Source organism: Rheinheimera faecalis (genome assembly GCF_021290965.1).
GTDB lineage: Bacteria > Pseudomonadota > Gammaproteobacteria > Enterobacterales > Alteromonadaceae > Pararheinheimera > Pararheinheimera faecalis.
Window position 1 is genome coordinate 446,937 of the sequence record NZ_JAJOYT010000001.1, and the last position, 23,093, is coordinate 470,029.

The 23,093-nt window shown below is 49.3% G+C and carries 28 protein-coding genes; 1 reads left to right on the plus strand and 27 read right to left on the minus strand.

Annotated elements, in window-relative coordinates; genetic code table 11:
- Positions 1–2 precede the first annotated feature (2 nt).
- The gene (locus LSG34_RS02045; protein ID WP_233007144.1) at positions 3–302 is read left to right on the plus strand and encodes a DUF2523 family protein; all 300 of its coding nucleotides are present in this window, start codon (positions 3–5) and stop codon (positions 300–302) included.
- A gap of 118 nt (positions 303–420) precedes the next feature.
- On the opposite strand, the gene LSG34_RS02050 is transcribed toward LSG34_RS02045, so the two are convergent.
- From LSG34_RS02050 to LSG34_RS02180, 27 genes are all read right to left on the minus strand, one after another.
- Positions 421–2,388, minus strand: a complete 1,968-nt coding sequence (locus tag LSG34_RS02050; RefSeq protein WP_233007145.1) for a hypothetical protein — start codon at positions 2,386–2,388, stop codon at positions 421–423.
- A gap of 61 nt (positions 2,389–2,449) precedes the next feature.
- Positions 2,450–3,034 (minus strand): YmfQ family protein, encoded by a 585-nt coding sequence (locus tag LSG34_RS02055; protein ID WP_233007146.1) that lies wholly within the window; start codon positions 3,032–3,034, stop codon positions 2,450–2,452.
- Complete coding sequence (locus LSG34_RS02060; RefSeq protein ID WP_233007147.1) at positions 3,019–4,086, minus strand: baseplate J/gp47 family protein; 1,068 nt, start codon at positions 4,084–4,086, stop codon at positions 3,019–3,021. The genes LSG34_RS02055 and LSG34_RS02060 overlap by 16 nt, the downstream gene beginning before the upstream one ends.
- Complete coding sequence (locus tag LSG34_RS02065) at positions 4,076–4,522, minus strand: phage GP46 family protein (RefSeq protein WP_233007148.1); 447 nt, start codon at positions 4,520–4,522, stop codon at positions 4,076–4,078. The genes LSG34_RS02060 and LSG34_RS02065 overlap by 11 nt, the downstream gene beginning before the upstream one ends.
- Positions 4,523–4,529: 7 nt before the next feature.
- Positions 4,530–5,177 carry a phage baseplate assembly protein V gene (locus tag LSG34_RS02070; RefSeq protein ID WP_233007149.1) on the minus strand — a complete coding sequence of 216 codons (648 nt, stop codon included), beginning with the start codon at positions 5,175–5,177 and terminating at the stop codon, positions 4,530–4,532.
- Positions 5,171–6,247 carry a phage baseplate assembly protein gene (locus tag LSG34_RS02075; protein ID WP_233007150.1) on the minus strand — a complete coding sequence of 359 codons (1,077 nt, stop codon included), beginning with the start codon at positions 6,245–6,247 and terminating at the stop codon, positions 5,171–5,173. The genes LSG34_RS02070 and LSG34_RS02075 overlap by 7 nt, the downstream gene beginning before the upstream one ends.
- Positions 6,247–7,563: a DNA circularization protein gene (locus tag LSG34_RS02080; RefSeq protein WP_233007151.1), complete on the minus strand. Its 1,317-nt coding sequence runs from the start codon at positions 7,561–7,563 to the stop codon at positions 6,247–6,249. Before LSG34_RS02080 ends, LSG34_RS02075 begins: the two co-directional genes overlap by 1 nt.
- A gap of 23 nt (positions 7,564–7,586) precedes the next feature.
- On the minus strand, positions 7,587–9,338 hold the full coding sequence (locus LSG34_RS02085) for a hypothetical protein (protein ID WP_233007152.1): 1,752 nt from the start codon (positions 9,336–9,338) through the stop codon (positions 7,587–7,589).
- A 125-nt stretch (positions 9,339–9,463) separates the two neighbouring features.
- Positions 9,464–9,808, minus strand: a complete 345-nt coding sequence (locus LSG34_RS02090) for a phage tail assembly protein (RefSeq protein ID WP_233007153.1) — start codon at positions 9,806–9,808, stop codon at positions 9,464–9,466.
- Positions 9,808–10,161, minus strand: coding sequence for a phage tail tube protein (locus LSG34_RS02095; RefSeq protein ID WP_233007154.1), 354 nt, complete (start codon positions 10,159–10,161; stop codon positions 9,808–9,810). The genes LSG34_RS02090 and LSG34_RS02095 overlap by 1 nt, the downstream gene beginning before the upstream one ends.
- 16 nt (positions 10,162–10,177) lie before the next feature.
- Positions 10,178–11,659 (minus strand): phage tail sheath subtilisin-like domain-containing protein, encoded by a 1,482-nt coding sequence (locus LSG34_RS02100; RefSeq protein ID WP_233007155.1) that lies wholly within the window; start codon positions 11,657–11,659, stop codon positions 10,178–10,180.
- 12 nt (positions 11,660–11,671) lie between these two features.
- Complete coding sequence (locus LSG34_RS02105) at positions 11,672–11,836, minus strand: DUF2635 domain-containing protein (protein WP_233007156.1); 165 nt, start codon at positions 11,834–11,836, stop codon at positions 11,672–11,674.
- A gap of 39 nt (positions 11,837–11,875) precedes the next feature.
- Positions 11,876–12,466 (minus strand): hypothetical protein, encoded by a 591-nt coding sequence (locus LSG34_RS02110; RefSeq protein ID WP_233007157.1) that lies wholly within the window; start codon positions 12,464–12,466, stop codon positions 11,876–11,878.
- On the minus strand, positions 12,463–13,005 hold the full coding sequence (locus LSG34_RS02115; protein WP_233007158.1) for a phage virion morphogenesis protein: 543 nt from the start codon (positions 13,003–13,005) through the stop codon (positions 12,463–12,465). The genes LSG34_RS02110 and LSG34_RS02115 overlap by 4 nt, the downstream gene beginning before the upstream one ends.
- Entirely contained in the window at positions 13,005–13,436 is a 432-nt protein-coding gene (locus LSG34_RS02120) for a gp436 family protein (RefSeq protein ID WP_233007159.1), read from the minus strand. The genes LSG34_RS02115 and LSG34_RS02120 overlap by 1 nt, the downstream gene beginning before the upstream one ends.
- 10 nt (positions 13,437–13,446) lie before the next feature.
- Positions 13,447–14,091, minus strand: coding sequence for a hypothetical protein (locus LSG34_RS02125; RefSeq protein WP_233007160.1), 645 nt, complete (start codon positions 14,089–14,091; stop codon positions 13,447–13,449).
- A gap of 74 nt (positions 14,092–14,165) precedes the next feature.
- Complete coding sequence (locus tag LSG34_RS02130; protein ID WP_233007161.1) at positions 14,166–15,065, minus strand: Mu-like prophage major head subunit gpT family protein; 900 nt, start codon at positions 15,063–15,065, stop codon at positions 14,166–14,168.
- 14 nt (positions 15,066–15,079) lie between these two features.
- Entirely contained in the window at positions 15,080–16,051 is a 972-nt protein-coding gene (locus LSG34_RS02135) for a phage protease (RefSeq protein ID WP_233007162.1), read from the minus strand.
- 357 nt (positions 16,052–16,408) lie between these two features.
- Positions 16,409–17,188 carry a phage head morphogenesis protein gene (locus LSG34_RS02140; RefSeq protein ID WP_233007163.1) on the minus strand — a complete coding sequence of 260 codons (780 nt, stop codon included), beginning with the start codon at positions 17,186–17,188 and terminating at the stop codon, positions 16,409–16,411.
- Positions 17,181–18,740, minus strand: coding sequence for a DUF935 domain-containing protein (locus tag LSG34_RS02145; protein ID WP_233007164.1), 1,560 nt, complete (start codon positions 18,738–18,740; stop codon positions 17,181–17,183). Before LSG34_RS02145 ends, LSG34_RS02140 begins: the two co-directional genes overlap by 8 nt.
- Positions 18,737–20,416, minus strand: coding sequence for a terminase large subunit domain-containing protein (locus LSG34_RS02150; RefSeq protein WP_233007165.1), 1,680 nt, complete (start codon positions 20,414–20,416; stop codon positions 18,737–18,739). Before LSG34_RS02150 ends, LSG34_RS02145 begins: the two co-directional genes overlap by 4 nt.
- Positions 20,416–20,997, minus strand: coding sequence for a DUF3486 family protein (locus LSG34_RS02155; protein WP_233007166.1), 582 nt, complete (start codon positions 20,995–20,997; stop codon positions 20,416–20,418). The genes LSG34_RS02150 and LSG34_RS02155 overlap by 1 nt, the downstream gene beginning before the upstream one ends.
- A gap of 9 nt (positions 20,998–21,006) precedes the next feature.
- Positions 21,007–21,297: a VpaChn25_0724 family phage protein gene (locus LSG34_RS02160; RefSeq protein WP_233007167.1), complete on the minus strand. Its 291-nt coding sequence runs from the start codon at positions 21,295–21,297 to the stop codon at positions 21,007–21,009.
- An 8-nt stretch (positions 21,298–21,305) separates the two neighbouring features.
- Positions 21,306–21,605: a DUF2730 family protein gene (locus tag LSG34_RS02165; protein ID WP_233007168.1), complete on the minus strand. Its 300-nt coding sequence runs from the start codon at positions 21,603–21,605 to the stop codon at positions 21,306–21,308.
- Positions 21,605–21,826, minus strand: coding sequence for a TraR/DksA family transcriptional regulator (locus tag LSG34_RS02170; protein ID WP_233007169.1), 222 nt, complete (start codon positions 21,824–21,826; stop codon positions 21,605–21,607). The genes LSG34_RS02165 and LSG34_RS02170 overlap by 1 nt, the downstream gene beginning before the upstream one ends.
- On the minus strand, positions 21,823–22,422 hold the full coding sequence (locus LSG34_RS02175; protein WP_233007170.1) for a hypothetical protein: 600 nt from the start codon (positions 22,420–22,422) through the stop codon (positions 21,823–21,825). The genes LSG34_RS02170 and LSG34_RS02175 overlap by 4 nt, the downstream gene beginning before the upstream one ends.
- Positions 22,423–22,457: 35 nt before the next feature.
- Positions 22,458–23,039 (minus strand): glycoside hydrolase family 108 protein, encoded by a 582-nt coding sequence (locus LSG34_RS02180; protein ID WP_233007171.1) that lies wholly within the window; start codon positions 23,037–23,039, stop codon positions 22,458–22,460.
- Positions 23,040–23,093 lie beyond the last annotated feature (54 nt).

Sequence of the window (23,093 nt, forward strand, 5' to 3'; positions counted from 1 at the left end):
TCATGCCGCAATGGTTAATAGATTTTGGGAATTGGTGCTATGAAATTTCTTACGCAGCTGTCGCAACTGTTGGAGTGCTTTTTGAAAATATACTGCTTACCATCCTTGATGGCTTCTTTATTGTGGGTCGCTTGGCCCTTGATGGTGTTGGTGCAATTTTACAACCTTTTGGCATACAGCAGCTCTTTGATGCGTTGCCTCCGGATGTTTTGGGAATGATGAACGCTATTGGCCTGCCTGAAGCGCTTGGCATGATTATCTCAGCAATTACTGTACGGCTGTTTATGCAGCTTATCCCGTGAAGCGCGCCGCGACAGTTGAGCAAGAAAGCCTAGTAAATTAAGCATAAATGGTCATGCTCATATTACTAGGCTTCTCGTCCATATTAAGAACTGAACTTATAGTCAGTATTTTCTAAGATCAAAATTTTTCGATTTGAATAGCCATGTTGGCTGGCCCAGCCTCAGTATTCAATCGAACAAAGATTGTGCCAGAGGCATTTTCAAGTCGCGGAGCAAAACCGCTAACACCCTCCGTGAGTGGCGATACATCCCAAGTGGACTGACCACCGGTTAGTAAATACTCGGAATAAGTGTCTGGTAAAAAGTTGGTAGTTTTTAACGTTATCTTGAAAATATCAGGAATATCCTGAGTTGGTGCGGTTAACTGGCGCAGACCATTTGTGTCACCAGCATCTCCTGGCACCAGAAGTGCCTGCGGGGTAGATGTGACATCCGTTAATAGGTCAGACCATACATAACCCCGCGTTGTCTTCGCGGAGCCCAGCCGATACGGTTTAGGACCTCGAATATCAATATTGTTTGAGTGGTTTTCCTTCACTTCAGATCCATAACCTAAACCGCGCTCACCGCAGTCCATATCAATAGTTGTGTAGGTAATTTCTCCGCCGATTAACACATCAAAATCACCTGTCGTAGCAGTAGTGCGCGATCTGCCTGTCAACTTGTTCCGGCTTGTTCCCGCAGCAAAAAAAGCTCCATTGCCAGGGCCATCATATTCTAGGTGTACTGTATTTCCTGATCCCTCAAATGTAACGCCAGGACTACCAACGGCTTTTACGCAAATAAAAACGTTATCATCGCCGTACAAGTTTAAAACTGATGTGATTGAGTTGATTGACGTGATTGGTAAAAACGTGTTGTGTTTAACTGGTTGGCGAACCCATGTAGTGTGACACTTTGCGCCACCAATTGTTAATGGTCCAAAGGTACAACCCCAAGTCCGCCCTGATACGCCCATGCCATCGCCCGAAGTATCGCCAGGGTTATCTTGTGCAGCTGGGGTTAACAATGACTTACGGGCGCTTTCAACAATTAAGCCGCCGTTACTTGTACGCTTGCCGCCTTTTACCTCAACATTGCAGGACTGTATGCGAGTTACAAATGCACTAAACAAGCACCACTGGGCATAATTAATAGTTAGATCACACTCCCAGCAATCTGTTAGCAAGCCAGCAGCTCCACCAAACCTTTGATTAATCCCCAAGTCTCCACCGACGCCTTGAGCTTTAACGGCTACAATTGACTTTCGACACCATTTAAGGCCAACACCGCCGCCGCCGAAGCCATTACCTTTATGTATCCCTCCGCGAATATTACAGTTTTCTAAAAACTCAACCTTGCTTAACCGGACTCCATTGCCGATATCAAACTTACCTCCGACATATTCCTCAAATGTAACTGAATCACCGACAATAGATTCAACTGTAAAATATTCGTAATAGTTGAAATCCTGCATGGAGGGCGAAGAAACGCCAACCTCTAATCTGAGCTCAGCGGTTTCACGCATTTCAACCGTATCCCCAACGGAAAGGTCTGAGGCGTCATCTACAGTAATCTCTCTATAAAGACCAGTGCCAATAGCGGTCACTGTCATTACAGTACCCACCCGACCTGCACCCACGCAGCGGATTGACGGTTGCTTTGCGCCTGACGCTTGAACGTTGTTTACAACAGTATTTTCACCAAATTCAAGATCTAACGAAGATTCAAAGACAGACTGATTAAAATTGTATTCTGCCCCAAAAGCCTTGATCGGCTTACCTGTTGCAGCTGCCGCTTCAAACAGGTGATTATCGTTATCTTCTTCTCCAACAAGTCCAAACATCTCAGGCGTGACAAAGTCGCCAATGACTTTCTGAATGCTTTCAAAAGCTTTCGCTAAATTGTTATCCTGCGCAGGGTCAAAAACCACACCACAAGCTGCTAATGTGTTAGCAAACTCTGCAATTACATGATTAAACCAATCAGCACCAGGATAGCTTGGCCTATTATTGTCACCAGACTCAGTAAACCAACCAGGCGAACCAGATAATGGTTTTGCGGCTGGGCGAACTGTTGCTTGTGAACCATTGCGTAACGGATGCATAGTGACTCCTAATCGAAACTAATTTAAACGCCGTTTGAAGCGGCTTTATGACTGAAAATGCCTAAGCGGCGTAATAAAACTCGTAATACAAACCAGCGACTTTGTAACGCTGTAAAGTGCACTCCAGAACTCGGGCATCAGACGTTAGCAGTGGCGTTAACACATCATCCAAGCAAGTCATGAAAGCACCAGGTATCCCATAAACCGTTACCCGCAGTATGTAGCGGTATTTTTGCTCCCACAGCGGGTAAGTGCATGAGCGCATGCAGTGATGTGGAAACGTTTCATCAACCTCAACTGTGAAACCTAAGTCAGTAGCAAGCTTTTGGATATTCCACGCTTGCAAACCGCCCTTGCGGTGGTATTTTTCAACTGCTGCATATCTTCGATATTCGATGCTGGATGAAGAGTCAGCAGAACACTCGGGCAAACCTAAATACTCTTCCCATTCATCCAGCAACTGAACGGTGGATTCAGGGCGCATTTCAAACAGTAAGCTATCAGCGCTGGACTCCGCACGCTCTAATCGTTGCGCATATCCTTGCGCGTATTTGTAAAGGTCCAGCGTTGTAGCTCTTTGCCACAAAAGCCCGCGAGGCATTTGCGCCAGGATTGAGTTAGTCCACTGCGCTACGGAGTGCCCCATGTGATCACTCCTAATGCATGTAGCTCTGTGTCTTCCGCAGTTACATCAACGGCTAAATCCAACAGGTAATCAGACACAGCCAAAGTTGAACCTATGGCTGTACGAACTGCACTCAATAGCAAGGTTGAACCTGGGCCAAGCGTGTTGAAATAGGCTTTAATGCTGGATTGCACGCTTTGGCGTAGCTCAGGGCTGTCAGGAAATAAAGTGACGCCTAACGCTGTGGTTTTAAGCGTCAGTGGAATATAAACCGCCTCAATGCCACCTGGTCGCCCTACATCAGCACCCGTTGCTGGGTCTTTGTGGCGATAGATGTAATCGGCCATCGTGATTTGGTCTACCAAAGTGGGCAAAATATCGGTGCGTGAATCAAACACAAAGGCATAGCCAACTGTAGCTGGCCCTTGATAGGCATCGACTGCCCAGGCTCGGGCAACGCCTGGCACTTCGCGACACCAGGCAACATAGTCATGCACAGCGCCGCCCATTGGCGGATTACGTTTGCGGAACAATAAACGTTCAAGCACTTGCGCCACAGGCTCTAAATCGGCACCGCCTGCAATGCCACCACTTATGCCATTCGGCTGAATGCCTGGCACAGTAGAAACTAAGGTTAAGCTTTCACCAGCTAGCAGGTTACCCGCGGCACCTGGCACTTCAGCTTCAACTTGTATCACTACAATGCCACCTGATGGCTCATTAGAAAGTGTCACACGATATAGGCGGCCATCAGCATGCGTCATCACAGTATCAACTGGAATTGCTGAGCTGCCAGCAAAGGTAACCGGACCTATGGCTGAACTGGCCAGCTTCTGGATCACGCCTTCATAACGGGCTGTATCAATGATGGTTTGGTCTTCAGACTCAGAAGAAGGAATAACCTGGCGAACAATCCAGCTTTGATAATCATACAAGTCGCGAAGGCTGCCACTAACTGCAGCGTTCAGGGCCTGCTCAATACCAAACTTTGGTAAAATAGTATCCAGCGAGGCTTCAATGTCGATTAGCCCGCTTTCAATCAGTGCTCTAAGCGTGGGTACATTAAACGGCACCTTGTGTCTCCCATCGTTTCGATACAGTAAAAGAAATCACTTCACCATCGGGTTTAGTGATCACAACATTCAGCGCCAAGGTTTGAAACTTTGGAATAGAGCCAGTCACTTGAACGCTCTTGGCAACAACACCTTCGCCGTTATCACGCAGCATCCAGGCCAGTGCATCTTCTGCATATTTCACAGCTTTATTACGTACATCCGTGGTCATTTTTTCGCGGTAGAGCAGCCACAATTTAGAACCCCATGGCTCGGAGTAAAACGAGTCACCAGGCCAACCGCGTAAGTCTTTGGAGCCATCAGGTAAGGTGTCTGATTCATCAGCGCGGGCGTCAGTAAACAGTGAGATCAAAGCGAGGGTGGATATCTCGCCGATATCAGCACCCTCGATAATCAAACCTGCATTTTTCACCATGTCAAACACGATGGCGCTCATAACGAACCTACTCTGGTGGTGTGGTCGGCCTGTCTTCCGCGTCTTTGTGGGTGTGACCTAAGTAAGAAATACCGTTAGCACTTAAATCAGATCCATAAACAATACTGTCTGAAGTAATGGAGCCAACTGCATAAATCCCGAGGTCTGTTGATATACCACCAGTGACGTGTAAAGGGCCTTGAATGAATGTCTCTGGCGAGATGATAGTGAACGAATTGCTGACATCGAAAATAACGTCAGTTGCTGCAATGCTAAAGCTGTTGGTGATTTCAAAAATGACGTCTGTGGCAGTAAGAATAATCTTACCGTCTTTCGTTAAGCGGATTTTGTGACCTTCAAGATGGTATAGAAAAACATCACCAATTTCACCTTTTGGCCGACATTTTTTATCTTCGACTGCTATGGCTACTAAACCCGACATTGAGCCACCCAGTGCGGCAACAATAGCTTCAGCGCCTTCAGGCGGGAATGAACTCATCCCATAGTTTTGAAAGCGCTCAATGTTATCTGCTGACTCATCAGCATGCATCTTCACCTGCAAGTTCTGGCGCTGCAAGTCTTCAACAATACCACTGACTACCGCCCTGGTTAACATGCCGGTAATGCGCCGCTTAATTGGTGCCAGCAGCCTTTCAATATAGCGTTCACTTACCATTGGCCACCACCTAACTTAGTGTCTTTTACTATTTGTGGCGGTATATCCATAGAGTCAGGCCGTACCACGCTAATTACTGCCAAACGTCCGGCATCGTCCTCGGTGAACATAATAGATAAAATCAGCATTTCCTCATCCAGCCCAAGGATTTCGTCAAGCACTGGCACAATAGTATTGATATTCCAAAGCTTGCCTGTTTGTGGGATGCGCCAGCCTGTTACTGTGTATTCAGCTGTGTTTGATTTGCCTATGCTGCGCTGGCGTTCCCACTGGCCACGTCGGGCTGCACCCTCTGCGGTAGTGATTTCTTCGTTGACGATAATCATCGGGCGATAACGGCCAATCTCACTGTCTTTCACATCGGCTTTAATCCCTCCAACAGCAGATATTGGCGCAGTGTCCCAGTTACCATGGCCAGCACCCGCAGCTTTAATTGTGAAATTACTAAACCGCTGCCGCCAGCTGAAGCGGCCACGCGCTGCCTTAATGTTCTCGCCGAGTATCAACGAAACGCCGGCTTTTTCTTTGCTGGCTCGGGTGATCACTAAATTGCCAAAGGTATCGCTGGTTAATAGCACGCCACGCTGTTTAGCCAGGCGTGACAATAGCTCATGCGGGGTTTCACCTTGCTCTATTTGAATGCGTTGGAATGGCTCGCCTACGTCAGTATTTACGATCACCTTAATGCCAAAGGGCTTACACACCACATCCGCAATTTGTGCCAGGCTCTGGTTGTTGAACTGCCCGCTGGGGTAGTCGATAGAGCAATCCACCAGGTCAGCCGTTTTGTCGCGGCCACTTACGCTAATAGTCACTGTCGATTCGTCGTAACTTGGCACCCAATCATCCACATAGCCTGTGATAACACGTTCACCACCGATATCTACAGTGCATGCCTGGCCTTGCTGGATAGGCTCAACAAACTTCTTATACTGCTGCTCGCTGCCTTGCCACTTCCATGTCAGCTCAAGGTCAAAGCTACCGGACATAGCATCTAGTGATCGGGTTACTCCAATCTTGGTCCAGCCCTGGTAAATCTGACCACCAGCTTTCAACACAATTTCTTCCATTAGCCGATCACCTCAACCGTATCTGTTGGCAAAACAAAGGCAGGGTTCTTAAATCCATTGCGCTGCACTATGCTGTCGCGCCGTTCTGTATTACCCGTTTGCTGCCATGCAACTAAAGCAACCGGCACACTCTCTTTAGGCTGATAGATACTTACCTGAGGTAGCAGTTCTGCACGCGCCCGAGTGTCCGCCAACACGGCTTGCCTTAAAGCCCGCATCTGCCTCCACACTGCAGAACGTTGAGACTCAACAGCAGCTGCAGCATAAAGTGCTAACTGATCAGCAATACCATAGCCCAGGCTTTTCAATTGCTGCCCCGTTAAAATCGCGTTGCGTTCTGCGCCAGATAGGCTCTCTACCAACTGGGGTTCATCATCCAGTTTTTTCACAATCTCGGCTTCGCCCAACGCTGAGCAACTAGCCACTATGGCGCTATTTAACGTCAGGGTTTTAAATGCTTCCGCATTCGCCAGGATAGCGGCGTTTTTAGAAGGGTTAGCCAGCTTAGGCACCGAACCTGCCACGCCACCTTCGCTTGATATGTTTCGCGACAAACCGCCTGTTGCACCCAACTCAGCACGCATGCCACTCCAGCGGTTTTGCACGTTCTTATAAACGTCCAGTGCACGTATGGGGTCTTTCACTACGCCTTTAATGTCTTCCAGCAGGCCCATTGCTTCACGGGCCAGTTCACCAGGATAAGCTAATAGCTTGCCTACAGAGTCTTTGGTTCTGATTAGTCGGTCAGTCCACTGGCGCAGGTCATCAGGCAATGAGGGTAAGCCTCGTGTCAGTTCGTCCAAATCATCTAAGAATGCATCGACCATATCGCCCATACCATCCAGAGTGCTTATATCAAACTCATCAGCAAATGCGGCATTGACTGCATCTTTGGTCTTGTCTGCCTCGCTTTTAACTTGGGTTGCGGTGTCTGATTTGGCGTTAGGAAACAGGTTTTCACCCACTTCATAGACTTCAAAGTTAATGGTTGCTGTGCCGTCAACGCGATTGACTAACTTATGGCTGACCTTGCCAATCTGCACTTTACGAATACCAAACCACGGGTGGATTAGTTCGCCAGGTCCTGGTTTATTCAGTGCCTCCAGAATGTTCTTGAGCTGGTCGAAATAATCAGCACCGACCACACGGCCACTAATACGCTCCTGAGTAAGCACCTTGCCGTTGTCTTCGGTGTAGCCAACTTCTTTTTTGGGGTAAGCATGAGGAATAGCACGGCGGCCACTTTCGCCATCGGCCTCTTCAAGTAAAAATTCAACGCCCCTGAACGAGGCGGTTAAACGGTCTTCAAATGCCATTTGCAAGCCCTTTAATAGTCACTTTAATTAGCACCTGTGTCAGGGTCGATAAGGATGCCAGGCGGAGTTTTGGTCGCGGTGAGTTTTGGCCTGCTGTCTGACAAATCTAGCTTGAGGTTGAGCTGTCCTGTCACACCGCTGAACATGGTGGACATATCCGTGTTTATGTTGGCTTGACCAGCAGACTTAACCGCCACGTCCTGAATTTTTTCGTCACCGAACAAACTAGGGAACCAATCAGCTAGCCTGGTCGTTTTAGCCAAACTTACAAAGGCCTCGTTTCGAGCATTGAATGCATCTGAATATGAGTCAACCAATTGATATACACCGACAGCTGCGGCTGCGCCTTTGGCAACTGATCCTGCTTTGCTCCACTTACTTTTGCCAGGCTTCTTATCTCCGCCCATAGCATCTGTAATATCGATACCTGCAGCGCCAGCCATACCACCAGCGCCCATATTCACCACATAAACCGGCATCACACCCATATCAGCAAAGCCGCCCTGACCACCCATGGCTCCAGCTTTCTTTTTACCACCAAAGTTATCGCTAACCCATGATGCAGCATCCACAGCTTTTTTTGCTGCTACCAAACCGCCTACAACCCACAGGGCGGCTTCGCCCCATTTCAGCCAGTTGTCTATGGTTTCATCATCCACGCTATTAATCGCATCAGCGATATCACGGATAGGTTGGGATAAGCGGCTTTCAGCAAACTGGTTAAATGAGGTAGTTAAAGACTGCACTGCATTATTAAATTCAGCGGCATTTTTGGCGGCGGCCTTTTGGGTTTCACCGTATTCACCCGTCGATTTATTCATTTGCAGTAACAGGTCTTTATTCTCTTGCGAGTACAAAGACGCTAAACCTTGCAATGATGACTGGTCGAACACATCCCCTAATTTCATTGGGTCATTTTTAGCTTTATCTAAAATCTCTAACAGCAACTCAACAGGTTCGCGCATCTCCTTAGTGCCAGCTTTAAACACTGCGATGCCTTGCTTGTCCAAAAACTCCACTTTGGTTTTGTCATTAAATGCAGCAAACACACCCTGAATAGAGGTCAGCGACTCATTGGCATTACCTTTGGCTTTAGCAAATAACTGCACTAACGACGACATTTGAGTGATGGCCTCAGGGCCTTTGCCCTGGTACGTAGCAAATAACTGCTCTGAAATAGCCGCTAAGTCTTTGACGTTCACACTACCTACCGCAAACTGGCTGTATAGATCATCAACTGTATTCATTACGTCTTTAGCGTCTCTGATCCCTTTCTCACGGAACTGAGCAAATAAAGCGCCGCTTGATTTCGCATCAGCTCCAAAGGCTTGCATGAATAAGCCCATGTTCTCCAGGTTGTCATTCACAAACTCAAAGTCGCCTGTCTTACCCAACAGCTCATCTACTGCAGCAGTGAATTGAGTAGTATCAACACGGATGTCTTTTTGGTTGGCTAGATCCAGAATGTTGCCTTTTAGCATGGCCACCTGGTCGTCAGTCAGTTTGGCATTCGTTCCCAGGCGGGTCATTTGTTCAGAGAAGTTGCCCACATTGCGCACCGTCGCACCCGTAGCAAAGGCAGCTGCCGCTCCAACATAACGATTACCTAAGGTATCAATGCCGCGCCCAGCCATGTCGGCTGAGCGCCTGATCATGGTCATTGCCGTTTCGTTTTTCTTGGCAAAGTCGCTCATCGAAGCACCGTACTGACGAGCTTTAGCAGCCAGGTTGCCAGCAAGGTTTAAGATAATGTCGGTTTTAAGTTGCTGGGCCATGGATTAACTCTCTTAACTTTCTATAAGTGCGGACAAGGCGGCGCAGTGACATGGCACTGGAGGCGCTGAACGGAATGCGGGACCCGATTGCTAATTGCAGATCCTCACAGATTATCGCTAGCGCCTTAAGGTCGCCCCCGGTTCTCCAGCTCCTTCGCTATTAGCTGGTCAAGTTCTGTCGCCTTTTGTTGCAACAACTTAAAATCATCCTGGTGTAACTTGCGCAGCTCTTTAACGCTAATCGGGCCTTGCACAGCACCAATGTATTCCACCTGGCGCAGTAGCAACTCCAGCCCATACAGCACGTCACTTGTGTAAGCAATTGCTTTACCGTCCTGTACGATCACTTTTTCAGCCGCTATCTGGGCGTCAATGTAATCACCTGATGTGAGTTCTTTAAGGCCCACCTCAAGGTGGGTTTGCTCACCCACCTTCAGGCCATGCGTTAATTCAAACGTCATGACGGCCATTAGACAGGCTCCACCTTACTGCCTAGGAAAGTGCCCGTAATATCACCAGAATCTGAAAGAGTGAACGGGGCCTGCGGGGAGCAACCAGTCATCATGTAGTCCTTGCCGTTATCACCTTCCCAGTTGATTGTGGCATTCGTCATGCTATTGATTTCCATCACATCCACATCTTCATCCGCCGCAATAACCACGGCAATAGTGGGCGGTGTGTATTCCTTCGAATGACCCCATACACGACCAGGCCCAACATGCGGGGTATTGGTGTTGCCGCCAGGGTTTAAGGTTGAACCTTTTTTCGTTTTCAGCTGTTTGCTGTTGGCACGAATAACCACTTCACCAAGGATTTGTCCCATGGGCTTCTGCTCCTAATTAAAGTTTGAACTGCATCAGCGCTGCAAAGATGCGGAACTGATTAACAATGTTGGGGTTGAACACACAGTTAAGCCGGTTTTGATCGCTGGAATCCCGATACACGCTCAGCGTGGCTTTGAAGCCTTCAAAGTCTTCCATCAGGCCCTTAGGCACCCAATCATTGTTGGCCAGCTCTAACATGGCATTACGCATGATTTTAGGTGTGACGACTGGCTGACCTGGATCAAGCCTGTCTAATACATCATCGTTGGCCAGCTTGTGGCGTGGGAAACGGTTAGTCACCATAGTGCGCAGTGAGTAACGCAAATAACCCAGGGTGGCTGGCGTGGTGATATCCAGATAGCTTGGATCAGGATCACCAAATGCATTCTCCCGATACATAGACACTTCACGCTCAATAGCGACTTCGCCGCCTGGCGTAACCATGTAGGTCGCAATGCCATCACCCAGCAGCAGGTTGCGTTCTGTCATATCCCACTGCAGTTCTTTCGCGGGTGGCAGTATTCCTGTCATCACCAACGTTTGCAGTGGGCGCGCTGGATCAATGCCGAGTGAGTACGATGCCTGGCCAGCATAGGCAGCAGCAAACTCAAAAGGTGCGTGAGGGGCTTTGTTTGTGCCCATGCATGTAAACAAGTAATCGTTACGTGCTACACCAAATGCACCAGTCTCAGCAAAGGTGCCACGGAATGCGGTGTACGCAATGCCTTCAATCATCTTGAGCGGCCCCCAGCGAGTCACCAGCTCATCACGCAACTTGTTCAGGCTTTGGGTGTCGTTGTAAGGCATCACGATATGGTTGTACCACTCGTTAGGTACTGCTGCGATCACCGCGTCCATATCCGGTGTGCCAGCGCCGCCTGTCATAGCGACAAGTGTTAGCGTTACACCAGTTGGCAGTACTTCGCCGTCATAGTAGTTGTACCGTACATCTAAGTCGTTGCCGGTTGAGCCTTTCCACTTACAGGTTAATTCAACTGTTTCAGTGGTAGCGCCTTTCAGGGCGGCTGTTACAGGTAGGTTTTTGTTAGCATTGATTTTAGCGATCACCGCTGTCGCAATAGTGGCCGCTGTATCTGCATCATTAACACCTACCTGCACCGACTCACCAGCAATCAACAGCGCAATAACACCAGCTTTTGCACTGGCTGCAGCAATAGTGATTTCACCCTTTGCCGCCGTACCAGCTGAAAGGTCAGCTACGCCCAGGGCATACACATCGGTATATTGGTTTGACGCACGAAACGCCTTAAGCATGCGCGACATCATGGAGCCATAGCCATACAGAGCATCCATCTGGCTATCGCTGTTAGTAATACGGTTTAGGGTGAGAGCCGTTGCAGTTCCTGTTGCCAGCTGCTGTCCGATCACCAAAACCTTTTGCGCTAAAGCAGGCGTACCCGATAGCGCGTTTGAGTTGTCAATCTCGATATAAACGAGAGGGACTTTAATATCGTTAGGGATGCTACCGAGTGCCATCGTTATTCTCCGTTATTTAGCTTTTGCAAGAGCTTTAAGTTCAACTACATCGCCGTCTTGAATGCGGCGAACCCAATAGGAAGAGCGTTCTACCGCTTCGCCAGCCTCAGCCAGGTATTCACCAGTTGGCTTGTGTACCGGCACCGCTGCTTTAGCGGGTTTAATTTTTATCAACATGATCATTTCCTGTTTTCACCCTTTACCAGGGCTGGTCTGTTACTGCGGTACATCCACTAAACCTTCCAGCTGTGGTGCATCGTCTGCCACTTCGGCTTTAATGCCAAAGCGTAAAAAGTCATCAAGCGTTCCAAGGTCCATCTCAACATCCAGATACCATTGCTGTGTCCAACTGACTGCCCACACAGCAAGTCCCAGCTCGTCTACTTGCGCGCTGTAAAGATTGTCGCCCCGTACTGACTCGGCTTTACTGTAGGCCGTTGGCAGAGCACCACGGCGCAACAGCAACCCTGCTAATTTCCCCGCTATCACTTCGGCGCGGGTGTCCTTTTGATAGCCAAACTGGTCGGTGGTAAATACATAAGCAACAAAGCTCACTGTGCCTACAATGCGATTGCCTATGCTTTCGTAATTCGATACCCGTATGGCCGCAATCCTAATGCCACCATCCCGATTCGCTATCCAGCGCTTCACGTCTACCGGAGTTTCAAACTTGCCAATATGGCGCTCAACGGTCTGCACTCGGTCCAACTGCTGCTCTGTGCCCTCCAGCTCTGGCTTGAGGTATGCGGCAATTTGTTCACAGGCCCACACCGTTGAGCCGGTTACAACAAAATCTGGTCTTGTCATTGGATCAGCCCACCCCAAAAGTTACCCAGCACGGCATATATCTCTTGCTGGTTGTCTGTGCTTAAACCTAAGAACTCACGCGCTGGCATATTCATTAGCCGGCTAAATGCACCCACTGACTGGTACACCGGAAACGCCAGGGCTTTACCAAAAGCTTGTGTAATAAGGCGCGTATGTGCATCCACTTGCACTGCACCGCTAAAGCCATCTTGATGCACTGCGGCGTAGGCCAGTGGCGAACCAACACGCACTTGGTTTCTTTCCACTACGTACTGAATCGAATCGAGCAAATCCCCATCACCCTGCAGCAGAGACTGATTGCCATGCCTGGTCTTTGCATAGGCACTGCTCCATTCCGCCCAAGGGCTGCCGTCTGGAGATGTTTTTTCATCTGCAATGCGGCGGCGTGTCTGGCTTTCAACAATGCCGCCCAGGGCATCTAACAATTCTTCTTTGTGCTTAGGATCGCCCAGGGTTTCCAGCAACTGGTTATAGCGCTGTAACTCCTGAACGCCGCTGACCTGTACACTAATTGACATTACAGAACGCCCCGCAAGCTGTTACGGGTAAACAACCGCTCGTTGTCTTGGACTAACTCAACTTTGCCCAGGCTGCTTTCAGCTGGCTTATCAGCCACAGGTAAACCTAAATCGCGCTTCCCTGCGCCAATTTCCCTTAAGGTGGTCAGCGCCATCTTGTAGCGTTCTTCCAACAGGTTAGTGGCCTGCTGATCACGGTCTGCTAACCAGTAAAATGCGATAGTGATAGCCAGCTTATTCAACATGCCAGGCACAGTTGGCAGGGGCAGTATGTAGCGGGTCAGAAACGAATTGATTTCGTCGTCTGCCTGCTCCAATGCTTGATTGATAAAGGTATCGTTTAACTCACCCGATTCTCTATCGATTGCCAGGTTCCAAACCATGGAGCTGTCACGGTCTATCAAGTCCTGCTTTGTTGCATAAATAGCCATCACTGCCGCCTTACTGTTGTATTTCCACCAGAGTCAGTACTTCATCCAGATCAACATATTCAGAGGTCAAGTTTGGTTCTTTGTGTATACGCCCCGCTCGTTCAGCTGTGACGAATACCACGTTTTCCGGTTCATGAATTTTCGGCAGAAGCTCAGGGATTTCCTTTGTTTCTTTCTCTACGACTACAACCAAAGTTTCTTTGAGTCGATGGAACTGAACACCAGCGCGCCAAAATCCGATGTCTGATTTAGCCCGGACTTTAAGAGCGCCCATGATACCGGCAGCATCAACACTGAGTGACTGACCTGCAGCTACTGGCACCACAGCAGCTGCACCTACCAGTGAACTCTGTTCAGCATGCGGATTTAATAGATTAACAAGCTCGGTCTGAACACCAGCAGCTTTTAATGCTTCCGAGTTCTGTTCGACCTGCGCTGTTTCGGAAGCAGCACCACTGGCCGCTAAAGCAGTCACCGACATCGCGCCGCCCTGAGCTGAGGCCTCTAAATCGACCTTAGCTTTTAGTGCTGCCGCGTCCTGTTCGGTTTGCGTTGTTTGGACGGCAGGATCCTTTGCCACTGTTGTTGCAGCCTTGCTGACACCTGGCTTTGCCCGTTGGCGAGGCTGGCGGGTTTTGTTTTGGTTTTCACTCACGTTGAACTCCTTTTAACAGGGTTTAAATAAGGCGGTGACGGACACCGCCTATCTAAGCGCCGCTGGTATTGCCGTTATGGCAAGTAGCGAGACACAACGATCTCGACGTTGTTGTAATAGATGTTTGAACTGCCATTCTCTAAAAGCTCACGGCCAACAATCAGGCGTGCTGCAGCTTCATTCGTAGGACCAACAACTAAGGTTGTGGCCATAGTGCCCAACGGAGTACCGTTAGTTTTCTTCATGCCTGCTAAACGCTGTTTTGCCAGCTCGAAGTTGGCTTCAGTTAATGCAGTCTTTGAACCTATGGCTATTTGAGGGAAGCTGAAACCAAAGCCAGCACGACCATCCACACCCTGGGCGACCATGTTGTTAAACCATGCGTATTCAGAAGTCGCACCGACAAACTCCAACATCAATGCCTTGCGGTCTTGATAAATAACCGGCTTTAACAATTGAGTGTCGTCAATCAGGAACCATGGAGCACCTGTATCAGTGGATGGATCACCAATGACGTTTGAATACGTTGTTGCTGGCGTGGTTTCCAGTGGGTGATCAGTATCAAAAAAGTTTTGACCGTCAAAACATAACGTTGAGAAACCTAAAGCTAACAAGCCGTAGCAGTTTTTGTCAGGGAACAGTGCTGACTCACGACCCCAGGCCGAAGCTAACACGCTGTACTTACCTAATAAGTCATCATCTAAATCAGTCCGTTTGATTTTGATTGAAGCTTCATAGGTTTTGTTTATGATCTGATATCCGTTTGAACCCAGTTCAACCAGCATGCGATCACTTACCCATTCTTCGATACCTGGCAAATCTTTCAGCCAGCCGTAAAATTCAGCACTACCTGAGCTTGGAACTTTGGTCGCGATTTTATCCCACTGCGGTGTAACTGTGCCGAGACCCTGCGTAAATGCGGCATTACTGCCGACAGTTAACGCTTCAATAATTTGTGCTTGAGTAAAAGCCATGACGATAGCCCCTGTTAGTAAGTTGGTTTATGGTGGCGAGCAGCAATCCAGCTCTCTTGGGTGACATTCATGGCTCGGCACATGGCCAGCTCATCAGCGCTGAGCGGGCCTTCTTTGGCCTTGTCATCAACTGGCACTTTCTTCACCGTATTGGTTGCAATAGCAGGTGCAGTGCCTACAAAGGCTTTGAACTGTGCGACACCATCTTCAGTGCGACACATACCCAAAAACATCCCTTTGTTGGCGGGTGCAACCTTTCCTTCATCAATCGCGGCCTGCACCAGGGCATCAATTTCTTCATCCTTAATCTTTTTAAGCTCAGCTTCTGCTGTGCTCGCACGATTAAGGGCCACTGTGTGGGTTTCAATCGGTACGAATTTGTTTAAGTCGGGCTGGTTAGCGCGGTTCAGAGCAATGTCTTTGTCTTGCTTCAGAGCGTTAATCGCCACAACGGCCTGTTCTTCTGTTGCTTCTACGGCAATGCCGAGTGCAGCAACAATGAGCGGGGGCAGCTTCATTGGGTTGTCCTCTTTACGGTTAAGGGCGGGTACATTTAAATTCGGGTCATTAGTTAACGCGGCACTGACTAAGGCCAGCACCTGACCTGATGGGTCATAAGAAAACGAGGGCGAGTAGAAGGCATACTGTTGTTTTTCCAGCACGGCCTTGCCTTCCTCGTTCCATTTCACAAGTGCCCAGATTTCACCATCGCGGTTTTCAACTTTGGTAATCCAGCCATAGGCCGGAGCTGGTTCACCTAGCGGGGCTTTGATATGCGTTGAGTGTTCCATGTCAAACGGACGCTTTTTCATAAAGCGGGCGACAACTGCATCAGGGCTATCGTTCTTCCATGAACGTCCATCAATTCCCTGAAAGACTCCGGCAGGCACCATGGGTAACCAAGTGCCTTCGGCATCGGCTTCCATCGGCATCATGTTGAAACAAAGCGCAGTAAGGGCTTTGACTGTCGGCTGGTTTGTTGTCACTTAGGTACTCCGGTGAAGGGTTACATAGCAACCTCCTGATAGTCGGGTTGGTATGTGGAATTTGTTTAAATCAGTTCACGGAGTTCAGCATGCATAAAAAAAGCGACTGACGATAAATAACGTCAATTGCTCAATATGTGGGGTATGGATAATTGTTTATGGAGAAGGTAAAGCGGTTTGGCGGTGGCGGCAAAAGCGCCAGTTCAGAGTGGTAGAGACTACCCGAAAAAATCAGCCTGGCAAGCCCAACAAGGCGAACCAAGCTAAAGTATCATATCAAACCATGTTTAAACCCTGTTTAAATCTTGCTGTATCCGTTTAAACTTTTTTGCTGGTAACTTTGTATCAGTTAGATCCTTACAGCTCGTTAGAGAGCGTTTGGCGCATTCGGGCTTCTTTCGCGGCCAGATCCTCGGCCAGCTTATTTTCACGCCCTTTGCCTGGGTTATAATTCCAACCAGGCTCAATGCCTTCTGGCAACACTTCCACTTCACCTGTGCGCCGGTTAACCCATTGCCGGTATTTAGTTTCGGGGGCTGTTGTTGTCACTTTCCCTGATGCGATTAACTTGTCGGCTTCGTATTGCGATACTTGCCGGATCCAACAATTACAGCCCCAGCCATTCGGCGTCATGTGTGTATCCCACCATGGGTCATCCGCAGGTAATAAGATGTCCTTCCACTTTACATGATCCAGCCTGTGCTGCTTGCTTGGCCCCAGTTGATACAGCAAATAGGGCAGTGTGCGCTTTGTTCTCTGTATGCGTTCCCACTGGCCAGCGCTTCTGGCTGTACGCATGTTTGTGGTGTAGATGGTTTTTATCCGGCCTTCACTGCCTAGCTGTACCAGCCTGGTTTCGTCGGTTAATGGATCCTGCATCTCCTGCACGCCCCACCAACCCGACTTCACCAGCAAAGGCTTTAGCACGTCGCGGAACTGCTCAAATGTTTGACCGCGCTCTACAGCTTCAGCAACAAGCTGCTGAACATCAACTAACAAGTCAGCGTTAAGCATCTTGGCGACGGTAAAGGCGTTGGCCTGTTCTTCTTTCCACACATCACGGTAATCAAAGCCAGGCTTAATGCCTTTGCTTTTAAACCAGGCCAGTGCTTCTTTAGGGACCAGAGCTTCAGCCATCCTGGTTATCTCCTAAACCCCTTAGCTGAAAAGTATACTGTGCCATCTGCTCGATAAACTGCTGCGCTCCAAGCTGTTCTTGCAGCGCTGGTAAGCCAGCCACGAACTCGCTGTAACTTTTAGAGTTATTCGCCAGCTGAATAATCGGGTTCATAAACTCTTCAGCAACTTGCTCCCACTCGCTCATTGCCTCGTTGGCCAGCGCGGCAATTTCTGTATCTGCATCAGCCGTATTCATCACACGGTTAATCGCTATCTGGCGGTTATTCGCAACAGGAAACCCCGGCATATAAACAGACTGAAGTGGCAACAATGTTTCTTCCCCATCTTTGACCTGGCTTAAACCAAACCTATCAGCCATTTCAGATGCTGATACTTTCAGACCACGGTCAACCAACGGAGTGATGCTCTCTACCAACATCTTTAAATCTTCTGGCTCTGGCACCTTGATCCGCACTTTAGGATAACGTTGTTGCACACCCCAGTTTAAAATAATGAATGGCTTGATCAGGTACTCATTCACTGACGACTCAAGCTGACGCGCATCCCATTTGGCAATATCAATTCGGACTTCGTTGTGCACAGTAGCCTGCGATTGAGAGCTACCATTATCAGCGGTCATAGTCTGGCCAAGTACTGCTTTTGAAACTTGCTCGTCACACCAACGCGCCATGTTTTCAAATAGCGTATCGCCGCCGTTACCTTTGGCAGTTTCAACCAGTTCAATTTTCATTGACTCTGGGATTACCGCTCCGGCATCACTGGCAATACTGCTGATAGCGTTGATCAGTGTGGAAATATCATCAGTACTGGCATTTGCTCCATACTTACCAATCCGCACCGGAATACCGAACACCTCAGCAAAGGCCCACCAGTCGCGGATGGTAAAAGATTTAAGCATGTACATCACTGCTGCAAGTCGCGCCAATCCGTTGCGCCACACACTGCCACTCTTAGATCGCGGTGTATGCAGAATAAACTTGTAAGGTTCAAGCGCGGCACCAGAGGGGGCATCGTCACTAATCAGCAGTATTTGCTCAAGAGTATCTTGATCCTGGCGTAAGTAGCGGGGGTCTACCCACTTATAATCCTGTGGCTTCCAAGGCGTTGATTTGGTGTCCCATAAAATCTGTACTACCGCCAGCCCTTTGCCAAGCCCATCCAGCAAATCGAAAAACAACTCAGGAATTTGGTCGTCATTCATTATCTCCCGCACACGTTCAGCCATCCTTAAATCAAGAGCATCATCACTGGCAGCTTCGACTGTTGGCGTAATAGCAGCAACTGCGAGCTTGCGTGTTCGCAGCTGGGCGGCGTAGTGCAAATCACGCTCTTCCATTTCTTCTGCCAACGTCATATAGGCGGAGGGATCATTGCCATCAATAACACTTCGCAGCACTCCGGCTAAACGATGCGGAGTTAAAGTAGATGCCACAGGGTTAGAACGTGGATTACGTATGCCAGTTGTATAAGCGCGGGCAATGTCTTTACTCATCACCTGCTTATTAGCTATAAATGGTTTACCCGTAGACGGGTCTATAATAGAACTCATAGTCTTATCCCTTTTCCGCGCAAGTCGGTTTGTGGCTTGTCGGCATATTTGTTGTTCTCGGCAGCGCTACCGAAAAAGCGGCGCTCGCTTTCATCGGCTTTTGGCTTGATGGTGTGCAGTTCGTAGCGTGTGATGTCAGCCTTAGATGCCAGCACAGCCAGGAAGATAGCCACAGCGCTGTCACCATGTCGTTTGTTGCCATCGCTGCCAACTGTGCGGCTGTCATCAATACCAGGCACGCCTCTGAATATTTGGATCTGACCTAAGTCAGTGATCACGTCTTCATGCTTCGGCAGCAGCAGCTCGTTGTCTTCAAACATGGCTTTAAAGCGCGGCATGTTCTCGCGGTAGAACGCCACCGACAACATCACCTCAACTACTTCAGCGCCATACCTGTAACGGGCTTGCTCAGCTAAGTACTGACCGTTGCCCCTTGCGTCCAGGTAAATACCATCACGCCGTGGTAGCCGGTCACAAATAAAGTAAAGCGCCTGTTCTTGCTGTTTAAATGGAACGTTCTTCAGCTCCACTAAAAACGGCACCGTGCGCTTGGTATCGTTTTCAACAGTGATAGGCGCGAATACTGTTAAGTCACCGCTACGCGCAAAGTCTTCGCCCAGGGCGTGACGTAAATCGAATGGCAGCTTCTTCAGTTCTGGCAGTACATGCTGCTCTAGCCACTCTTGCATCTCGCCAATACGGGCATGCTCACTGGCTTCGTTAAACGCAGTAGTGCCGGTGAATCTGAGGATAGGCGCATTAAGTATGGCGGCACGTTCACGCAGGCCACGGCTGATGTAAGCACCACCACCGTTCTTCGGCACACAGTAGTATTCTTCAAGTGCATCTTCTTCGGTGGCTGTTGCTTTGAGTAGTGCAGCTTTCCATGCATCCTCAGCCTCTTGGCTCCACTCTTTACCGCGCACCTGGCAGATGCGTTTGTACAAGCCATCGGCGCAGGCATCATCAATAGTAATGCGGTGCACCGAGTAATCTTTTTTACCCGCCCGTGAATCATCAATCAGTTTATTGAATACATTTTCCACGCCGTTATGTGTGGAAATTAAACGAACCTTCGCGCCCCACATGGTCAGTGCTGTTGCGGCCTTTAGCACTTCGGCTAAGCGCTCATGGAACGCAGCTTCGTCAATGGTCACATTACCCTGCATACCACGCAGGTTAGATGGATTTGACGACAGCGCCTGGATCTTAAAACCGGATGCAAAGTAAATGGCAAAGGTCAGGATTTCTTTACCGTCCTGACCATCATCAATAAAGATTTCTTCCTGAATTTCACCTGCAGCTTTATTAAATACCTTGGCCCACATGGCTGCAGCATCAATAAACTCCCGCGCCATTTCTTTAGTAGAGCCAACGTAAAAGTGGTTGGTGCCACCATGGCCACGTGCAGCACTGGCTGTTAGTGATGCATCACATGCCTCAGCCCAGGTGACACCGGTTCGGCGTGACTTCTCACAAATCTTTAATGGAGACTCATCGGCTATCCAGTCTTTTTGATACCCGAGCAACACTTCTTTAGGGTCGAAGCGGCTGAGCACGGACGCTTCATAGGCAGGGTCAAAGCTACTACCTGAAGCACCAGAACTGCCAGCTACTGCTGCACCTAGAGCTAGTGCAACACCAGCTGCTACACCTAATACCTTTTTCCTGGTCATTAGGCGATCCCTAATATTTCACGCTTCAGCAGCTCAACGCCTTCTTTGGTTAAGCCTGCAGTCTTAGCCACCTTCTCAGCAGTGTTAGCCGCTTCCACAGCAAAGGCGCTACGGATTTCTTTCTCTACTTTAAGGCTCGACATAGACGCAGCTTCAATGCGTTGCACAACCAACGCCAGCTGCCCCAGGGCTTTAGGTGATATAGGTTCAGCGCCTTCTTCGGCGGCTTCGTCCATCAGCTTCATGCTGGTTTCAAACGCCATAGTGCGCACGAACTCCTGCAGCAGCTTGCCTACGTCGGATGTTGGAGCTTGGCCTAACTTGCTGATCCATACCTCAGCCACTTCGCGTGACTGCCTGATACGTTCACCCACACCTTCAAACTTTTGGGCATAGCGGTTTAATCCGGTGCGGCTTAGCTTGGCGTCTTCGGGCAAGCCAGCCTCTTCAATCATTTGATTGATAGCCTCACGGATATCGGTTTGATGCATATCTCCACTGCGGATTAACACATGCAGCTGATCGCGAATAACCTGCGGCAGCAGGTTAACTTTGGACTTACGACTACTTGATAATTGCATACCGCCCCCTTAAGCCCGTGGGCGTTTAACACCTGGTACTGTGGCTTGGCCTGTGGCGACATCTTCACCACGACCTGTCAGGCGCGCTATCTGGTAGTCAGACAAAGTGCGTAAGGTAATGAGCTGTTGTTCTTCCAGCCATGCTAAGTGGGTGCGCACCTGGTCGCGGCTAATGTTGTGGCCATACGCTTCCAGGCATGAATCCAGAATTGACTCGTTGGCTTCAAAGCCCTGCATCTCACGCAAAGAGCGAAGGATCACAAGGCGCTGGTCTTCCGTTAATAATGTTTTAAATGACATATAAACCTCTATTTATCATCCTTCAAACGCTGCTCTAACAGCAGTTGTGCTAAGTGCTGAACGGGCCGAATCTTCTCTTCCAGCGTTTCAACACTTCCTTTGGTTCGCTCCAGGGCAAGCAGCAATTCCGTGATTTGCGTCTGTGTCGGTAAGCTGTCTACATGGGCTTTTAGTTGGTCTACTTTCTTTTCAACTTTCGCCAGGTCTTCGCGCCTGGCGTAGGTTTTAGAAAGCAGTGCGAGAATCACCATGCCTGCAGTGCTCACTGCGGCCCATACCATGGGCCAGTAGGATTTCAGCCACTCCATTAGCGAGGCTCCTTAATGGCCTGACAGCCAAAGCAGCGCACGGCATGAGGGACTGCAACTAAACGGGCTTGTGGGATTGGGTCGCTACAATCAAGGCAACAGCGGCTGCCAGCACTGTCTGTTCGCGGTTGTTCAACAACGCGGTCTAACTGGCGCTTAATGGCATTGTCTCTGAACGCCTGCTCTGCATCGGAGGCGCGATCAAACAGGTCTGCTGTCATTGACGCCCCTTAACAAGGCCAGCCAATGCACCTATGGCTTTGGCACCACTGCCCTTCGGGTGAGGGGCAAAGCCGTCCAGAGTGCGCAAACCTAAGTAACCCCATGCTGGGGCAGAAAGAAAAGTAGCAACATAAACATCAAAGCCAGTACCAAAGCCAAATGCCTCGAAGCCCTCAAACAAAAAGCAGTACACAATCGTTGCCACCAGAGACTGGCGCGCCATCTTGGGCCGAGTCGTTCTGATGTACGGGTCTTCAGCGGTATCACCGGCACGAATAGTCTGCTGCGTTTCGTGGTGCTCAGCCTGCTTGTCATTCAGGGTCAGCTCCTGGCGTCGGGTGATTTCCTTTTCCATCTCCGCTTTAATGCGCTCCAGCTCCACCAGGCTTTCAGGTGGCAGCTTCTGCAGTTCGCGGGTCAGTGCCATTTCTTTTTGGGCGCTGTTCATACCCAAAGCGTTGTCTACTTGTTCGACCATACCTGCCACTTTGTCGGCGGTTTCACTGCCGCCGAACATGGCTGATATGCCACGGATGGCAGCAGGGCCAACTTCCATTGCAAGCTTTGCTGCACTTAAAACCAGAGAAAGGGACATTAGCGTAAACTCCTGAATAGAGAGGGTGTGTTCATTTATTGAAGCTCCCAGGCAGCTGTGGTTAAGCTGACTAAGCGGTTATGCCAGCCTTCAATGAAGCGGCCTTGTGACGCGTTCTTCAGCAAAATACGGGCATAGAAACGGGCGCGGCGCAGGCCATAACGGGCGCACAGATATTCAACATCAGTACCGTGTATTGCAGCGCGGGATTTAGGGCCAATCTTGCCGTCAGCTTTAGTGCCAGCAATTTCCTGCAGCATCAAAAGGGCATTGGTGACGCCGTGCTGTACAGCAGCGTCGAAGGTATACAGAGCAACAGGACCAGCCCACTGCGCGCAATAGGTTGGCTTCCAAAAGTAGGTGTGGTAAATGGAGACTATTTTATCCAGGGATAAAGATGAGATATCCAGTGTCGGAAAAGCGCGCTTGCTGATGCCGCCTTTGGTTTCGCCACCGGCATCTTTGGGGTCGTTCACATAACCTAAGTCTGGATAAGGTACGCCAGCTGCATTAAGTGCGCCTTCTTCAATAAGCACAAAGCGCACAGCATGGCAGAACTCAGGGGTATAACCTGCTGTGGCGAATGGGTAACTGGTGGCGTGAGAGCCTGAAAACATAAAAGCACAACCTGATTAAGTATCATCAGCAAATTGTGCTTTTTATTTAGGGGA

Bases quoted from the DNA above. Each gene is read 5' to 3' on its own strand.
- LSG34_RS02165 (WP_233007168.1), bottom strand. From the start codon at position 21,605: ATGGAGTGGCTGAAATCCTACTGGCCCATGGTATGGGCCGCAGTGAGC.
- LSG34_RS02085 (WP_233007152.1), bottom strand. From the start codon at position 9,338: ATGGCCCAGCAACTTAAAACCGACATTATCTTAAACCTTGCTGGCAAC.
- LSG34_RS02150 (WP_233007165.1), bottom strand. From the start codon at position 20,416: ATGACCAGGAAAAAGGTATTAGGTGTAGCAGCTGGTGTTGCACTAGCT.
- LSG34_RS02140 (WP_233007163.1), bottom strand. From the start codon at position 17,188: ATGGCTGAAGCTCTGGTCCCTAAAGAAGCACTGGCCTGGTTTAAAAGC.
- LSG34_RS02100 (WP_233007155.1), bottom strand. From the start codon at position 11,659: ATGGCACTCGGTAGCATCCCTAACGATATTAAAGTCCCTCTCGTTTAT.
- LSG34_RS02070 (WP_233007149.1), bottom strand. From the start codon at position 5,177: ATGGTAAGTGAACGCTATATTGAAAGGCTGCTGGCACCAATTAAGCGG.
- LSG34_RS02160 (WP_233007167.1), bottom strand. From the start codon at position 21,297: ATGTCATTTAAAACATTATTAACGGAAGACCAGCGCCTTGTGATCCTT.
- LSG34_RS02120 (WP_233007159.1), bottom strand. From the start codon at position 13,436: ATGGCTATTTATGCAACAAAGCAGGACTTGATAGACCGTGACAGCTCC.
- LSG34_RS02090 (WP_233007153.1), bottom strand. From the start codon at position 9,808: ATGGCCGTCATGACGTTTGAATTAACGCATGGCCTGAAGGTGGGTGAG.
- LSG34_RS02080 (WP_233007151.1), bottom strand. From the start codon at position 7,563: ATGGCATTTGAAGACCGTTTAACCGCCTCGTTCAGGGGCGTTGAATTT.
- LSG34_RS02110 (WP_233007157.1), bottom strand. From the start codon at position 12,466: ATGACAAGACCAGATTTTGTTGTAACCGGCTCAACGGTGTGGGCCTGT.
- LSG34_RS02045 (WP_233007144.1), top strand. From the start codon at position 3: ATGCCGCAATGGTTAATAGATTTTGGGAATTGGTGCTATGAAATTTCT.
- LSG34_RS02175 (WP_233007170.1), bottom strand. From the start codon at position 22,422: ATGTCCCTTTCTCTGGTTTTAAGTGCAGCAAAGCTTGCAATGGAAGTT.
- LSG34_RS02050 (WP_233007145.1), bottom strand. From the start codon at position 2,388: ATGCATCCGTTACGCAATGGTTCACAAGCAACAGTTCGCCCAGCCGCA.
- LSG34_RS02105 (WP_233007156.1), bottom strand. From the start codon at position 11,836: ATGTTGATAAAAATTAAACCCGCTAAAGCAGCGGTGCCGGTACACAAG.
- LSG34_RS02130 (WP_233007161.1), bottom strand. From the start codon at position 15,065: ATGGCTTTTACTCAAGCACAAATTATTGAAGCGTTAACTGTCGGCAGT.
- LSG34_RS02115 (WP_233007158.1), bottom strand. From the start codon at position 13,005: ATGTCAATTAGTGTACAGGTCAGCGGCGTTCAGGAGTTACAGCGCTAT.
- LSG34_RS02170 (WP_233007169.1), bottom strand. From the start codon at position 21,826: ATGACAGCAGACCTGTTTGATCGCGCCTCCGATGCAGAGCAGGCGTTC.
- LSG34_RS02065 (WP_233007148.1), bottom strand. From the start codon at position 4,522: ATGAGCGCCATCGTGTTTGACATGGTGAAAAATGCAGGTTTGATTATC.
- LSG34_RS02075 (WP_233007150.1), bottom strand. From the start codon at position 6,247: ATGGAAGAAATTGTGTTGAAAGCTGGTGGTCAGATTTACCAGGGCTGG.
- LSG34_RS02155 (WP_233007166.1), bottom strand. From the start codon at position 20,997: ATGCAATTATCAAGTAGTCGTAAGTCCAAAGTTAACCTGCTGCCGCAG.
- LSG34_RS02055 (WP_233007146.1), bottom strand. From the start codon at position 3,034: ATGGGGCACTCCGTAGCGCAGTGGACTAACTCAATCCTGGCGCAAATG.
- LSG34_RS02095 (WP_233007154.1), bottom strand. From the start codon at position 10,161: ATGGGACAAATCCTTGGTGAAGTGGTTATTCGTGCCAACAGCAAACAG.
- LSG34_RS02180 (WP_233007171.1), bottom strand. From the start codon at position 23,039: ATGTTTTCAGGCTCTCACGCCACCAGTTACCCATTCGCCACAGCAGGT.
- LSG34_RS02145 (WP_233007164.1), bottom strand. From the start codon at position 18,740: ATGAGTTCTATTATAGACCCGTCTACGGGTAAACCATTTATAGCTAAT.